This is a genomic window from Polaromonas sp. P1_G1, assembly GCF_056405595.1.
In genome coordinates this window covers 71801-87289 of sequence record NZ_JBFUBU010000010.1, presented here as the reverse complement: position 1 = coordinate 87289, position 15489 = coordinate 71801, and the positions used below count along the sequence as shown (strand labels likewise).

Annotated in this window: 14 protein-coding genes; 11 read left to right on the top strand and 3 right to left on the bottom strand. The window is 58.0% G+C overall.

Annotated features, from left to right (window positions below; genetic code table 11):
• Nucleotides 1–87: 87 nt before the first annotated feature.
• The 11 genes from AC1D1Y_RS06855 to AC1D1Y_RS06805 are packed head-to-tail and all read left to right on the top strand — an operon-like array spanning nt 88 to nt 11853.
• Nucleotides 88–1164, top strand: a complete 1077-nt coding sequence (locus AC1D1Y_RS06855) for a Rieske 2Fe-2S domain-containing protein (protein WP_477681672.1) — start codon at nt 88–90, stop codon at nt 1162–1164.
• Complete coding sequence (locus AC1D1Y_RS06850; protein ID WP_477681671.1) at nt 1145–1807, top strand: hypothetical protein; 663 nt, start codon at nt 1145–1147, stop codon at nt 1805–1807. The genes AC1D1Y_RS06855 and AC1D1Y_RS06850 overlap by 20 nt, the downstream gene beginning before the upstream one ends.
• Nucleotides 1770–2513 (top strand): hypothetical protein, encoded by a 744-nt coding sequence (locus AC1D1Y_RS06845; RefSeq protein WP_477681670.1) that lies wholly within the window; start codon nt 1770–1772, stop codon nt 2511–2513. Before AC1D1Y_RS06850 ends, AC1D1Y_RS06845 begins: the two co-directional genes overlap by 38 nt.
• Nucleotides 2503–3942 (top strand): GH3 family acyl-acid amido synthetase, encoded by a 1440-nt coding sequence (locus AC1D1Y_RS06840; protein WP_477681669.1) that lies wholly within the window; start codon nt 2503–2505, stop codon nt 3940–3942. Before AC1D1Y_RS06845 ends, AC1D1Y_RS06840 begins: the two co-directional genes overlap by 11 nt.
• Complete coding sequence (locus tag AC1D1Y_RS06835) at nt 3939–5048, top strand: hypothetical protein (protein WP_477681668.1); 1110 nt, start codon at nt 3939–3941, stop codon at nt 5046–5048. Before AC1D1Y_RS06840 ends, AC1D1Y_RS06835 begins: the two co-directional genes overlap by 4 nt.
• Nucleotides 5049–5060: 12 nt before the next feature.
• Nucleotides 5061–7817, top strand: coding sequence for an FG-GAP-like repeat-containing protein (locus AC1D1Y_RS06830; RefSeq protein WP_477681667.1), 2757 nt, complete (start codon nt 5061–5063; stop codon nt 7815–7817).
• A 2-nt stretch (nt 7818–7819) separates the two neighbouring features.
• Nucleotides 7820–8644, top strand: coding sequence for a fatty acid desaturase (locus AC1D1Y_RS06825; RefSeq protein ID WP_477681666.1), 825 nt, complete (start codon nt 7820–7822; stop codon nt 8642–8644).
• 3 nt (nt 8645–8647) lie between these two features.
• On the top strand, nt 8648–9592 hold the full coding sequence (locus AC1D1Y_RS06820; RefSeq protein WP_477681665.1) for a hypothetical protein: 945 nt from the start codon (nt 8648–8650) through the stop codon (nt 9590–9592).
• Nucleotides 9593–9632: 40 nt separating this feature from the next.
• The gene (locus AC1D1Y_RS06815) at nt 9633–10259 is read left to right on the top strand and encodes a nuclear transport factor 2 family protein (RefSeq protein ID WP_477681664.1); all 627 of its coding nucleotides are present in this window, start codon (nt 9633–9635) and stop codon (nt 10257–10259) included.
• Nucleotides 10256–11251 carry a fatty acid desaturase family protein gene (locus tag AC1D1Y_RS06810; protein ID WP_477681663.1) on the top strand — a complete coding sequence of 332 codons (996 nt, stop codon included), beginning with the start codon at nt 10256–10258 and terminating at the stop codon, nt 11249–11251. Before AC1D1Y_RS06815 ends, AC1D1Y_RS06810 begins: the two co-directional genes overlap by 4 nt.
• Before the next feature lie 32 nt (nt 11252–11283).
• The gene (locus AC1D1Y_RS06805) at nt 11284–11853 is read left to right on the top strand and encodes a YybH family protein (RefSeq protein ID WP_477681662.1); all 570 of its coding nucleotides are present in this window, start codon (nt 11284–11286) and stop codon (nt 11851–11853) included.
• On the opposite strand, the gene AC1D1Y_RS06800 is transcribed toward AC1D1Y_RS06805, so the two are convergent.
• The 3 genes from AC1D1Y_RS06800 to AC1D1Y_RS06790 are packed head-to-tail and all read right to left on the bottom strand — an operon-like array spanning nt 11823 to nt 15363.
• Entirely contained in the window at nt 11823–12467 is a 645-nt protein-coding gene (locus tag AC1D1Y_RS06800) for a phosphatase PAP2 family protein (RefSeq protein ID WP_477681661.1), read from the bottom strand. The two genes, AC1D1Y_RS06805 and AC1D1Y_RS06800, sit on opposite strands and share 31 nt — an antisense overlap.
• A complete protein-coding gene (locus AC1D1Y_RS06795; protein ID WP_477681660.1) occupies nt 12464–14107 on the bottom strand; it encodes a B12-binding domain-containing radical SAM protein in 1644 nt (547 codons plus the stop codon). Before AC1D1Y_RS06795 ends, AC1D1Y_RS06800 begins: the two co-directional genes overlap by 4 nt.
• Nucleotides 14104–15363 carry a cytochrome P450 gene (locus tag AC1D1Y_RS06790; RefSeq protein ID WP_477681659.1) on the bottom strand — a complete coding sequence of 420 codons (1260 nt, stop codon included), beginning with the start codon at nt 15361–15363 and terminating at the stop codon, nt 14104–14106. Before AC1D1Y_RS06790 ends, AC1D1Y_RS06795 begins: the two co-directional genes overlap by 4 nt.
• Nucleotides 15364–15489: the final 126 nt, after the last annotated feature.

The window sequence follows — 15489 nt, the reverse complement described above, 5'->3', positions numbered from 1 at the left end:
CCGCACAGCAAATAAGGGGCTATCGCTAACGTATACCGGCAAACCGCTACATTCCTAACATACCAGTCATCCGAAAGTCGAATTTGCATGCTGTCTAAGCTCCATCCCGACCAGCCAACGTGCCTATCAAACGCTGCGACCCCGGCTACGCCAGCCGGCTGGTATATCGCCTGCCGATCTTTCGAATTGAAGCGCTCGCCACTGGGTTTAAGGATTGCCGGTCGCTCACTGGTGTTTTTTCGGGATGACCAAGACCAACCCGCTGCGCTCGACGACCGCTGCGCACACCGCAACGCACCCTTGTCCGCCGGCAAGGTGTGTGACGGCCGCCTGCGCTGCGCGTACCACGGGTGGGAGTACACAGCGCAAGGTGAGTTGGCACGCATACCTGCATTGCCGACAACTGCTGTAGTAGCGCACATTCGGGTTGCTCACTACGTCGTTGAAGAGAAGCAGGGCTTTGTCTGGATCTGGTTGCCCAATGCGATACAACCTGCACCAAAGGCCGGTGCACCTCTATTCCCCCATTACAAGGAGCCTGGCTGGACCAGCTTTGTGATGCACACCCGGTTTGAAGGGGGTGTCGAGGCCTGTCTGGAGAATTTTCTGGATTGTCCCCATGCAACGTTTGTGCACCGCTACTGGTTTCGTTCACCGACGGCGAAAGCCGTCAAGTGCGTGGTGCGCACATTGGCGGACGGGGCGAAGGCGGAATATTTTGAAGAGCCACGGGAAAAGAGCCTGGTTTGGTGGGCGCTGGCGCCTGCCCGAGGCAACATGCGCCACACCGATCGCTTCATTGCGCCCAACACCAGTCAGGTGGACTATGCATTCCCGGGTGGCCTGCACTACACCATCACCTCTTCTTGTACGCCCATCCATTCGAATGCGACCCAGGTTACGACCGTCATCAGTTTTCGCTATAAGAAGATTGGTTTCCTGGTTCGCTTATTCTTTGAGCCCTTGTCACGTTTGATTATTCGGCAGGATGTCAAAATGTTGCGCTTGCAGGCGCAAAACATTCAACGCTTTGGGAAAGCTGAATTTTGTAGCACCCCTGCAGATCTGCTCGGCCCCCACATTGTTGCCTGGCGTCAAGCGCTGTCCCGTGGTGAACCAGTACCCCAGGAAGCAAAAGAACGCAATGTTGAAATTTTCCTCTGAATCGACGCTACGACTGGCCGTGTGCATTGTGTTGCTACTGCTCGCGGGGCTGACCGTGGGTTTCTACCTCATGCAAAATCACACCGGCTTGATCGGTGGGGAAATCGCTTTATCAAAGGCCGTTTGGCTGGCGCTTGCGATTTTGTTCTGGTTGCTGTTGCCAGCCTTGATACTGATGGACGGAAGAACGGTCAACGCATGTCGGCTGCCGTTTGCCTGGCTGCTGGGTCTCATGGCGGCGCGTGGCGTGATTGAAGGCTTGATGCTGTATGTTTACAACAATTGGTCGCCGCTGTATGGTATCGCTCACGATGCGATCTGTCTTGTGGTGATGGGCGCATTGGCCTTATCAATGTATGGCCGGGGAAGGCAGCATCAGCCGACGTCGACACGCCGCCTGGGGTTGCACGCCATGGTGACAGGCCTGATGTTTTTGCCGGAAATGTATTACGCTTGGTACATGCGGGCAAACTTCCATACGCAGGGCAACCATGCCATCTATTTTGTGCCGGATAATGGCCAGCATACGCTGGTGCTGGGCGTCACCACAACGGTCAATCTACTGCTGATTGCCTATCTATTCTGGTTCGTGCCTCGTTGGCTTCATGACAAAACTCAAAGCGACAATCCGCAAGCGGTGTGAACTCAACGCGCGGGATGTGGCTGCGATGTATGCACTCTACCGTGCGTATTACGCGCAAACCGATGAGCGTCTTTTCGAGCAGGATATGGCTGGCAAAAGCCATGTCATTGAACTGCATGGCGACACTGGGCTGCAGGGTTTTTCCACGCTGGAACTACTGCGCCTGGAATCGGACGGAGCGTGTCAGATGGTAGTTTTTTCCGGTGACACCATCATTGACCAGGCCAGTTGGGGTGAACAGGCGTTGTCGCTGGCGTTTTGTGAGTTTGCCGGGCGCGTCAAAGCCACATTTCCCATTGACCCACTGTACTGGTTTTTGATATCCAAAGGCTATCGCACCTATCGCTATTTGAGTTTGTTTGCGCGTGACTACTATCCCAGTTACACGGCCCCGACACCGCACGCGATGCAATCCCGGTTGGATACCATTGCACGGCATAAATTTCGCAGTGCCTACGACGCCGCGTCCGGCCTGATTCGGTTTCAGTCCCCCCACGGACATTTGAAGCCGCAGTGGGCTGGGATTCGCGAAGGATTGCGCCGACGACCCGAAATCCAGTTTTTTCTGGAGCGCAATCCGCACTACGAGCAAGGGGATGAACTGGCCTGTCTGACCGAACTTGAAGCCGGCAATCTGCGCTCACTGGCACGGCGCGCTTTTGTGGCAGGTCTGGCCCGCCCGCTGACGCAACTGGATGTCCATTAGTCAAGCCGTAGCGGGTCACGCTGCGCGATTTCATTATCTGCTGGATGATCCCGCGGCCGTTCAAGCACGCCAACTTGCCACACTGGTGGCAAACAACGCACAGTCGGCCTGGGGTTTGCAGCACCAATTCGCGACTATTGGGGACTACCGTCAGTACGCGCAGAACGTGCCAATTTCGAAGTGGGACGATCTGGCACCCTGGGTGGACCGTGTCGCAAAGGGAGAGCGAGCGGTCTTGACCAGTGCCCCGGTTCTGGTATTTGAGGAAACCGGTGGCAGCTCCGGGGGCGCCAAGTTGGTGCCCTATACAGAAGATGGTCTGGCATCATTCCGCAAAGGCCTGTTACCTTGGTTGGATGATTTGTTGGTGTCGTACCCAGCCCTTGGGCAGGGAAAGTTCTACTGGGCCATTTCACCGGCCTGCCGCGTCCCTCGAACGACCCCTGGAGGCGTACCGGTGGGCCTGGCCAGTGACGCCGCCTATTTTGGCGCCGAACTGGCACCCTTGGTGATGGACGCGCTGGCGGTGCCGCCCACAGTCGGTGCGATTGCTGACTTTACGCAATGGGTGGCTGCGACGGTTGAGCATCTCATGGCCTGCAGGGAATTGACCATGATTTCCGTTTGGAGCCCGACCTTTTTGTCTGAGTTGCTGCGCCTGGCGGGGCCCGGGCTGGACTACAGAACATTGTGGCCCCAGCTGAAAGTCATCAGTTGCTGGGATCAGGCGAGCGCGCGGCCGCAAGCCCAGGCATTGCAAGACTTGTTTCCGGGCGTCGTTGTGCAAGGCAAGGGCTTACTCGCGACCGAGGGGCTGGTCTCGATTCCGCTGGTGGGCTTTGAATTTCCGGTGCTGGCAATAGAGTCAGGCTTCTGGGAGTTTCTCGACGCGAGCGGCCGCGCGCTGCGCGCGCACGAAGTCGAGAAAGATGCCGACTATACGTTGGTGATGAGCACCTCGTCCGGGCTGTACCGCTATGTGCTGGGCGACCGCGTCAGAATTCCGGGCTTTGCCGGGCGTACGCCGATGATTGAGTTCATTGGCCGCGGCGACACATCGAGTGACTTGTGTGGCGAAAAGCTGGTTGACGAATTCGTGGCCCGGGCATTGGCGCCGCTGGCCTTGCGGTTCGCGATGCTGCGCCCGGTTTGCGCACTGGGCAATACGCCAGGATACGCATTGTTGTTCGACGTCGATGAGGTGCCGGAGCAGACGGCCGTGGCATTGGCGCACCAGGTTGAGCAAGCGCTGTGTGCCAATCCCCAATATGCCTACGCGCGCAATCTGGGGCAATTGGCGGCTCTGATACCGGTTGGTATCCACCAACCACTTGCGCGCTGGCTTGCTCGCGGGTTGGCCCGTGGCCAGCGTCTCGGCGATATCAAGCTGCCCGCGCTAGGACCCGACGATGATTGGTACCGGCCATGAGCCGCTTTGCCTTTGCGCTGGCAACGCCCGATGACGACGCACAACTGCGTGCGCGCATGGCTGCAGACTGGATGGAAGGTGACATTGCCGTGAGCTTTCGCCGCGAACCGTCCTACTTCGCGGGTTGCAGCTTGCAGGGCAGCCTTGCACAGGTGATCAAATGCACCGAGCTGTCCAGCGGACGCATCGTCGGGATGGGCGCACGACTGAAGACCATGGCCTTCGTCAATGGCGCGGCGTGCCAGATCGGCTATCTGAGTGACCTGCGGGGTGCGCCAGAGTACAGGCGCGGAACGCTGCTGGCGCGTGGCTATCGTTTTTTGCAAACTTTGCATGAAGCCGATCCGTTGCCTTTCTACTATTCGATCATCTTTGCCGGCAATGACGCAGCCACACGCAATCTGGTAGGTGCGCGCGCAGGATTGCCGGAATACACCGACAGTGGCGCAATTTTGACGCCAGCACTCCACCTCGATCTGCCAAAACGGGTCTTACAGGTCCCTGGCGTTGAATTCAGCCGCGGCAGCGACGCGCAAGGCGACGACATTGTGACCTTCTTGAATCAGCAGATGGCGCGCAGACAGTTGGCACCGTGCTATGCGGTGGCCGACTTTCTAGCCGGGGGTCGTCTTGAGAATCTGTCGTTTTCTAATTTCTTCATCGCCCGGCGTGGCCCGAAGATCGTGGCTGCATTGGCCGCCTGGGACCAAGCAGGCATTCGTCAAACGCATATTGAGCGCTACTCGCCCGGCCTGCGTGCGCTGCGCCCGCTGTACAACGTGTTGAGTGCGCTCACTCCGTTAAAACCTTTGCCTGCGCCCGGCGACAGAGTGCCCTATTTGTACTTCTCCTGCGTTGCAGTGGCAGAAGATGACGGCGCATTGTTTGCTGGCCTGTTGCGCCATGCGTATCGTGCATTGCGCACCGGGCCCTGGCACTATGCGATCATAGGACTGCATGAACGTGATCCGTTGCTTGAGGTTCTCGATGGCTACCGCGCTATTGCAGCCGCGGGTCGTCTCTACGTCGTGCGCTATCCGCAGGCCGCAACGGAAATCATGGCTTTGGACGCCAGGGTTCCGTATGTGGACATGGCGCTTGCCTGAACGGAAGCTGCAATGAAAACTTGGCTGCGTGTACCTGATTGGCGCGACCCACGGCTTCCGGTGGCTGCCATTTTGTTGACCTATGTGCTGTTGGGCATGACGGTACTGGGCTTTAACCGCAGTCCACTGCAGGTTTGCACCACGGTTGCTGCCGCGGTTCTACTTGACATGGTTTTCCACCGCATTTTTCGCCCTCAGGAACCACCGTTGTTCCCGTTCAGTGCGCTGATCACTGGGTTGGGGCTGAGTATTCTGGTCAACTATGCGCATGGTCTATGGCTGGCAGCAATGCCGGCTTTTTTTGCGATCTCGTCCAAGTATGTGTTCACCTGGCGTGGTCGCCATCTGTACAACCCAGCCTTGTTTGGTGTGGTCGCCAGCTTGTTGCTGACCGACGGCTTGATCAGCGACTCACCCGCCTACCAATGGGGTGGCTCCTACGCCATTGCGGCCTTCATCGTCACGCTGGCACTATTTTTCGTGTTTCGGATCCAACGCTTTGCCCTGATTGGCTCGTTCCTGCTGTTCTACGCCATCAGCCTGTGCGTGCGTGCTTGGTTTACGCGTTGGCATATGCCGATGGAAACCTGGTTTCTGGGAACTCTGACCTCGCCACCTTTTTATCTATTCACCTTTTTCATGGTGACGGACCCACAGACTTCACCTGCCACGCGGCGCGGCCAGGTGCTGCTGGCGTTTTGCATTGTTGCAGTCGATTTTCTTCTGCATTTGCGCGAGACCTTGTCGACACTTTTCTACGCGGCGTTTTTGTGCGCAAGCCTGCGATTGCTGTGGACGCACGGCCAGGCCATTCGCGATGGGGTCGGCGCCTTGCGCGTTCGGTTGGCATTCAGCTACAGACGCTGGGCGATGGTCGGCTGCATGGGGGCGGCTGCCTGGCTGGGCGTTCACAGCCTGTTGGCCACAGACAGCGATTTTTCGCCGGATTTTGAATTCAAGGAGATCATTGCCGAGCAGGCTGGCATCAGCTCCCAGCCGGGGCAGGTGCTGCATTCGGTGGACCCGCGCATTGCCCATATTGCGAAATGGGTGCTGTCGGTGGGCGATGCGGTGGCGGCGGCGGACGTCGACAACGATGGCTTGCAGGATATTTTTCTGACCTATCCGCTCAAGGATGGGCGCGACCGGGCGGCGCTGTACCGCAACCTTGGCAACTACCAGTTTGAGCGCGTCGCCATACCTGCATTGGATGGCATCTTCGACCACCCTGAGATTCACGGCCTGCCGTCGGGGGCCATCTTCTTTGACTACGACAATGACGGCGATCAGGACTTGCTGATACTGGTGGGCTATGGCAAGGTACGCCTGCTGCGAAACCGCCTGGTCGAAGATGGACATTTATCCTTTGTCGATGTCAGCGATGCGATGGGGCTTGGTGACTACGGCATCAGCGTTGCCGCAAATGTGGCGGACTTTGGGCATTCGGGCAAACTCGATGTGGTGATTGGCAATGCATTGAACCCCCTGTTGCCGGACTATGCCAAGCCAACACCGTTCAATATTTTCAAACTGCCGCAGCCCGAGTACCCCGGGGACCGACGGATGTTCAATTTCATGCACCGCAATTGGCACAGCGCCAACAACGGCGGCGGCATGATCCTGTTTCGCAACCAAGGTGGGCGATTCGAAAAGGCCGATGCACAGGCCTTGGGGCTGGCCGGTGAAAAACGCTGGACCACGGCCATAGGCGCGGCTGACCTCAATGGGGATGGCTGGCCGGACCTGTATGCGGCCAACGACTTTGGACCGGACCAATTGTTGGTCAACCAACGCGACGGCACGTTTACCATGGTCAAGGGCAATGTCGCCGGAGAGATTGGCCGAGACACCTACAAAGGCATGAACGTGTCGGTAGCCGATTTTGATGGCAGCGGTCGGCCTGGTATTTACGTATCCAATGTTCATGAAAAATTGCAGGCCGAAGGCAGCCTGCTGTGGATGAACAACGGCAAAGGTGACACAGCGTCCAGTTGGGTCGACCAGGCCATGCAAAAAAACGTGCTCAATGAAAAGCGGTTTGGCTGGGGCGCGGCTGCCGGCGATCTGGACTTGGATGGTCGGGTCGATATCTTGCAAGCCAATGGCATGGTCGACAACGCCTACGACAAAATCTACCCCGACTGCCCTGACTACTGGTATTGGAACGACAAAATTGCGTTGACGCGGCCCGATGTGCATGGCTACGCGGACCGTTGGGCCGACCTGCGCGGCCGCTGCATTTTTCCGTTTGAGCGCAACCGGGTGGAGCTGAACCGTGGGCGCCACTTTGTCGACGTCGCCCAACGTGTGGGCTGGGACAAGCTGGGAAATTCGCGTGGCATTGCGCTGGTCGATCTCGACAACCGTGGCCGGCTGGACGTACTGGTGACCCACCAGTTCGCGCCGCTATCCATTTACCGCAACCAGTCCGTTGCGGGCGCGGCGCCAAAATCCTGGATTGGCCTGTCACTGGCAGGTGATGGCCAGAGCTGCAACCGCGACGCCATTGGCACCCGTGTGGATATTGAATACACCGCCCAGGGCACGCTGCATAAGCAATGGCGTGAAGTATTGGCTGCCAACGGTTTTTCGGCGCAAAACGATAGACGCCTGTTGTTTGGCCTGGGTGATTACCGTGGCGTCGTCAACCTTTCGATTCATTGGTGCGGTGCCCCCACGTCACAAAAACTGACGCTGGAGCCTGGGCGATACCATGCGCTGAAAATTGCCGCGCAAGACACGCTTGCCGCGGTCGGACAGAAAAAGTGAGCATGCTCAAGCACCGTGCCGATGTTCGTAGCCTGGCATTTGCCATGGCGGCGTTGCTGCTGTTGGGGTTGCCGCACGCGTGGCTGCCAACACCGGGCCTGGCTGTGCCGTGGATTGCGTGCGCCAGTCTGGCCTGTTTCATTGCCAGCATCATCAACCACAACCACATGCACCAGCCCGTGTTCACGGATCGCAGGTGGAATATTTGCTTCAACCTGGCCTTGAGCCTTGCGCGTGGACACAGTGCCAGCGGCGTCATCGTTCCGCATAACCTGAACCACCATGTGCAAGCCGGTGCCGAAGACGATTGGATAAGTCCACGACTTGCAGGCCAGGGGCTGGGATGGTGGCGTTTGTTGCGCTACGTCGTCGTGGCAAGCGGCAACATGATGATTCAGCGCCAACGCGCAGATGCCCCGCGTTTACCGAAGTCCATGCGTGCCAGCCTGATACTGGAAAAGCTTGTTTTGGCTATCGTCGTGGCGTTGGCGTGCCTGCATGACTGGCAGATATTTTTGGCCTACAACGTTGTGCCCTGGCTGCTGGGCCTGGCGCTGTTGGTGGGCGTGAATTTGCTGCAACACGATGGTTGCGATCCAGGCTCCGTACTGGGAGAGTCGCGAAACTTCACCGGAAAATGGGGGAACTGGATGTTTTTCAACAATGGTTTTCACAGTGCACACCACTACCAGCCCGCACTGCATTGGAGCCGACTGCCGGCCCTGCATGCCACGCTTGCGCAGCGACTGCCTGGCAATGACCTGACGCATGCCTCGATTGTTGTCTACCTGTGGCATTTTGGTTGGTCACGTCCCGGCGTGCGTTGATTCATGGGCAAGCTGTACATATCCGCTCCGGTTGACGACGTTCAATTGGCCACTCACGTCGCACCAACCGTTGCCGAACTGGCTGGCCGTTTGCCCACCGAACAAGAGCTGTGCCACTTGGCGCGTGCGCAGGGCCTTGATTACGCGACCATGGTGTTGTACCAGGCGCTGCATGCATCGGCAGAGCACCGCCCATTCATTGATGCCGTGAACGCCGAGCCGGTTCACACATCACATCCGCCATTGGATGCCAAGGTCCTGATCATTCCCGCTTTGTTCCATGGCCACTTTCCGGAAACCGGTGCCGACGCCAAGTTGGTGGCCGATATTGCGCGCCACTGTGGTTTTGCCGTTGAGACGCTGCCCATTCGCAGTGTTGCGTCCAGCACGGTGAATGCGCAGATCATTGCCGAGGCGCTCAGTCGCGAAACGGCTCGCAACCTGTGGATTTTTACGGTAAGCAAGGGCACCGCGGATTTTCGACTCTTCCTGCAACGTCATCCGGACCATCCGGTCATTGACCGGTTGAGTGGCTGGGTGAACGCCTGTGGCATTGCCGGCGGCTGTGAAATCGCCGACTACGACACCGCAACAGCATGGCGTCGCCTCAAATACTGGTTTATTTGCCGCCTGTTTGGCAATGGCCCGGAGTTGCTGCGAGAAATGCGCACCGACCACCCGTATTGGCAAGTGCCGATTCAACTGCCCAAGAGCATGCAAGTGTTCAATTTTTCCGCTGTGCCCTTGGGTGCCCACATGCAGACTTCCTTGATTGGCCGCTATCAGGCGATCAGCCAGTTGGGTCCCAACGACGGCATGGTGCTGTGCCGCAATTCCATGTTGGAGCACGGTCCCTGCTATCCTGTGTGGGGATGTGACCATTTCTTTCGCAGCCCATTGGTGGCCCCGTTGTTGTATCGCTTTTTCGGTTTTTTGCGACGGCAGTGATCGTTCGTTATAGTTCACCATCTTCCAACAGGAGAACACTATGCGGCAAATTGGCATTGGGAAACTGACCCGCAACTTTTTGCTGGGTGCGCTGCTGGTGTCCTGTGGGTGGACCTGGGCTGCGACAGCGCCAGTGCTCGATCCCAGTGCGGGCAGGGTCGAAGACCGGCTGCAATTGCGAACGCTGCTGGACCAGATGGAAAAAGCCATCAGCAATCTGGACGTAGAGGCCGCCATCAAGCAGATGCAGCCGGACGCGGTGGTGACTTGGCAAAACGCCGAAGTGTCACGTGGCCCCGAACAAATTCGCGCGTACTACAACCGCATGCTCAAGGGCGGCGCCCCTATCGTGAAGAAATTCAGCACCAAGGCGACCTTGGGTGGGCCCGCCGTGTTTTACGGCGACAGTGCGGTGGCCTACGGGACCACGGTGGACACCTATGAACTGTCCGATGGACTGAGTTTTCAGTTGAAGGCGGCGTGGAGTACCACTGTCACCAAGACCGATGGGCAGTGGAAAGTGGCGGCACTGCATTTTTCAACCAACCTGTTTGACAACGCGCTGCTCAACAGTGCCGAGCGATTGATCTGGATTGCCGGTGTCGCGGCCTTTGCGGCCGGTCTGCTGCTGGCTTGGCTTGGGCTGCGGCTGACACGCAAGAAATGAATGCGGTGCCGCAGTTCCGCGTGAACAACGCTGACAAAGTGGCGATCCGGCCATGGATTAACCTGGCGATCATCGGCACCGTCTATGCCGCGGCGTTGTCCTTGCTATGGCTGGGATCACGGGCAAACCTGGAAGTAACGCTGCTGTTGGGCATCGCCTTTTCGTTTGTGCTGCTTACCAATTACGCGCTGATTCACGAAGCCACGCACGACAACTTGCATCCCAATGCCCGTTGCAACCAATGGCTGGGGGTTGTCACTGCCTTACTATTTCCAATACCCTTTTCCATGATCAAGGTAACCCACACGGTGCACCACTGCTGCAACCGCACGGATCATGAGATGTTTGACCTGTACTACCCGGGCGACAACATGTTCCTTAAACTGGGCCAATGGTACGGACTGCTCTCCGGGTTTTTCTGGCCCACCATTCCGGTGGGCATGGTGATCCTGGCGACTTGCCCGGCGCTGCTCAAGACGGCACCCTTTCGCAAGGCGCGTACCACGGCCGTACTGTTTGATGATTTTCAGAAAAAAGGAGTGGGTCGCATCCGTGTGGAAGTGTTGCTGCTGATAGGTTTCTGGGCTGCAATGTTCGTGCTGCTGGATTTGAAATGGCAGAGCGTCTTGTTGATGTACGCCTGTTTTGCTTTTAACTGGTCAACAAGGCAGTACGTGACCCATGCCTTCACGCCGCGCGACGTCGTCAACGGGGCCTTGAATCTGCGTGTCAGCGCGCCGATGTCGTGGCTGTTGCTCAAAGGCAATTGGGACTTGGTGCACCACCAAAAACCGTGGCTGCCGTGGACAGCTTTGGCAGAAGAAGGCCGGCGCAGCGTGGCACCCGTTGGTTTTTGGCGGCAGTATGCGCGCATGTGGGGCGGGCCCGTGCCGACGCATGAACCCTCACCCGAGCGTCTGCCGAATACTTCGGCTGTCGCCAACCAAGGGCACCAGTCGCCACCGAGTAGGGCCAGCAATCTTCCGGGTTGATGGGCTTGGCGTTCGTCCGTTCGTGGGTTTGCATGGTGCTGCTAGCTTTCGTGGGCAGTACCGCCGCATCGGCCGTACCTGAAGACCAAGCGTCCGAGGTTGAGCGTATCCATGCCTTGTTGCATGAAATCGAGGAAGCCACCAATACCCGGGATATCCAGCGCCTGTTACGCCACGCTACCGACGATATCGTCATGCTGTCCAAGAACGGCGAGACTCTGGTCGGCAAGGCCGCAGTGGACGCCTATGTGAACAAGATGCTGAGCGCAGCGGGGCCAGTTCTGACAGGCATGCACACTCGGGTGATACAGGACGGGCCACCACTGATCCATGGTGCAGTGGCCATGGCCCACGGAACGTCTGACGATGCGTACGAGTTCCAGGGCGGCATGCGGCTAGCCATCGTGACATCGTGGTCGGCTACCCTGGTGCGCCAGGATGGGGAGTGGAGAATAGCCAGCCTGCATTTCTCCTTCAATCTGTTTGACAACCCCTTGCTCAACGCTGCGCGCTTTAGTGTCATCGTTGCCTCTGGCATAGGTTTGGTGTGCGGACTGTTGACCGGTGTTCTTTACATGCGCAGGCGGGTTAGATTCAGATAGCGGTTGTAGCAGTAGCGGCCCAGCGCAAGGCCCGCCAGAACGTCCAGCAGATGATGTTGGTGTACCAGCAGCACCGAGGCTGCGATCAAGGTCAACCAACCGCGCAGTAAGGTGGTCCATAGACGGCCGCGCTGGCTATCGGCCAGCGCATGGGCGATCACCCAGACGATCAGACTGCTGTAGGTAATATGCAAGGACGGGACCAGGTTGTGGCTGAGGTCTAGTTGGTACATTGCCTCAAAGACCGGTGCAAAGTCGGGAACGGTCGTCGGGCGGGTGTGCCCCAAGTGGCCAGGTATCAGCAAGAAACAGATGCCGCCGATGACGGTGGCCAGCGCAAATACTCGGGCCAAGGCGCGCATTTGTGCTGGGCTCAAGCAGAACATCGGTAGCCAGAACAGCGCCGAAATGGAGAAGTAAACGAAGACCATGGACGGAACAAATGGGATGGCCAGTTCCCACTGCGTGTACATTCCCCACGTCGATTCACGTTGTGCCGACAGCCAATTGCAGCCACCATAGACCAGTACAAACAATATGCTCAATTGCACCAGCAGGCGCACATACAACATGGCGCTCGCCCTGTCTGGTGTGGCAAAGGCGCTCTTCGTCATTGCGCGCGCCAACGTGCCATGTCGCGGAGCAAATGCCGGTCCAACCAGGCATTGGCGAGGTTCATCGATTGTGTAACCACAGGATGTTGCGTTGCAACGCGGTGCTGAAAATCCAGCAGGTCGCTACGCTGCTCGGGTCTATACCCCAACAGACCGGCATAGAAGAGTGGCGCATTCAGTGAAATTTTCTCGGCCATGATGCGTTGATGCAGATGGCGCACATGGTTGCCGACGTCAGCGGCCGACATCGTCGCATGTTCCCAGTACGGTGCCACGGTATGGGGGTTGCTGTCCGTGCGCAGGTCGAAGCGGTCGCGGTTGAAACTGTTGAGAATCGGAACACCGGCAACGCGCGTGCTAAAAGTGGCCAAGAAATAAAAATCTGGGGGCGTGGCAGCTAGAAACGCCAAGGTGGTGTCCATGGTTTGCGGCGTTTCGCCCGGGAAGCCGACTATCAGCGACACCACGCTGGTCAAGCCCACGGCGCGACAATTGACCAAGGCCTGATGGTTGGCCTCCACCGTGCATTGCTTGTCCATGTTGTCGAGGATGCCTTGATCGCCGGATTCCACGCCAATCTGCACCTGGTGTGCGCCGGCCTCTTTCATCATGGCGGCAATCTCCGGGTGGGCCAGATCGTCGGCGCGGGCATAGCAGATCCACTTGAGCCCAAGCTGACGTTTCACCAGTTCACCGCAGAGTTCAACCAGCCGACGCCTGGGCATGGTGAACAACGAGTCCAGGCAAGTCACATATTGCGCACCAGTTTCCTCGCGATAGCGTTGCCAGTCGTCAGCGATTTTTTTGGCGCTTTTATAGCGAAACCGCGTGTCATCGAACAAATAGGGATAGTTGCAAAAGTTGCAGCGGTAGGGGCATCCGCGTACGCTTTCGTAATACACCATGGGAAATTTTCTACCGTGGTCTCGCTCGGCTTGGGCCCAGTCTGGTGTGGGTAGAAAGTCCAGGTCACTGCCCTTTGGTACGCCGCTGCGCAAAACGTGGGTACTTGCGCGTTTCTCCAGGCTACCCGATGCGGGTGCCACAAGCTTGGTGAATCCTGAGCGGATATAGCGCACCAGCTCCGGCACCAGCATTTCGCCATAGCCTACTGCCAATACATCGACTTCCGGCATGCCAGGCCAATCGTGTACCAGCGTGCCACCCAGGGCGCCACCGATGACCACGCGATTGTGCGCACGCTTGAGGCGCTTGACCAGCGGCTCCACCTCACTCAGATCGCGCAGCAAGGTCGCGGACAGAAAGACACAGTTGCACTCCGCCAGCAAGGACCGGGCGTGAGTGGTATTGGCAAATACTTCGTCGACGGTAATGGCGCCATAGGCCATGCCCTCCTGCGCCAACAGGGTCTGCAGCACCACCTCGGTCAGTTCCGGCGCTGACAGATTTTCTGTGTTGGCGAAATATTCGCGAACCAAAGGCGACAGACGTCGCCGGCCGAGCAGGCGCTCGACTTGACCAGCGATCATGGGCTCGGCCATCACCAGCTTGATTTTCAAATCCAGCCAGGCGGCCTGTGCGGCGCGCCATTGCAGCGACTGCTTGCGCAAGGCGCGCAGCACAGAAGTTTCCTTCTCATTGAGCAGGCCGCCAGTCACAACCAATACTTTTTGCATCATCGCACCCTGCGCAGCGTGGGCCCACCCGAGGGCACGATGAGAACCATTTTTCGCACCGGTCTGACTTTTTCCGGCTCTACCGTCTCCATTTGGCTATGTGTCAACAGCGTGGCCGCGATCAAAGTCATTTGCCGTTGGGCCATGGGCATGCCCGCGCATAACCTTTGACCCAGACCGAACGGAAAATAGGCATGGCGCCATTCTGGCTTGGGGTTGAGAAACCGTGTCGGTTGGTATTGCGTAGCTTGCTCAAAGACAGCCGGATTGCGATGCGCCAAGTACTGGCATGGCAAGACCCTGCTGCCAGCGTGCACGACGTGCTCACCGACCGCCGTGTTGGCTGTAGCGTGCCTGGTCAAGTGAACCACGACCGGACACAGCCGTAAACTTTCCTGAATCGCCGACTGCAGCAACGGCAAGTTTTCCGGCAGTGCTTCTGCATGGGCGTTGGTCAGGGTGCTGACCTCGTTCTGCACCGCGGCCAGGGCGTCGGCATGATTCCACAGATGGTGAAAGACCCAGCCCATGGCCTCAGCGCTGGTGTCGTGGCCGAATAGCAGAAAAGTCACGGTCTCGGAGATGATTTCGTCATCCGTCAGTGCATGGTCGCCAGCCATGCGGGCACGCAATAGCGCGCCCAATACACCACCGTCGACGGCGTGGGCTGCCTTGCGGGTCATTTGCTCCCGGATAAAGGTGTGCACCTTTTCCCGGTTGATCAAAAAACGGCCCCAGCCCGACCAGGCGCCCAGATTCACATGCAAGGGTTTCAAAAACAGAATGGCCGGATTGCGAAACGATGCCAGCCAGGTTTGGATGTGCGACACCATTGCCTGGTGTTGCTCGGTGTTCAATGCACCAAAGAGGATTTCCACCATGGCATTGAGCGTTATGGTGCTGACCAAGCGACTGCCCTCGAATGTCTGGCCTTGCGATATCTCTTGCAATGCCTGGCAGGCCCATTTGCGCGTGAGTATGTCGTAGCGCGACAGGTCTCCGTAGAAGAAATGCGGCAATAGGGCCTTGCGGTGCGCCTGATGGCGCTCGCCTTCAATGGCTATCAGGCTGTGTTGGCCGACGACCGGTCGCAAGGCCTCGGTCCCGCGACCACCTATGAGATCGCGATTCTTCGTGATCTCGGCAACCAGTGCTGGATCGCCAGTGACCAGACAATCGCCCATCACGGGGAGGCGCAGACGCAGTGTCAATTCTCCGCGCTCCAGCGAACGATCCAGCAGCGCGTAGGGTGAGCGCAACCACGCCAGCGCGTTTCCAAGCGGGCCGAGCAGGTCAGCGTTCAGATAGTGTCCTTATGCATGTCGCGACCCGCAAAATAAGTGTTATCGTGAAAAACCAAGGTTTGCGCATTCTACGGGGCAGCT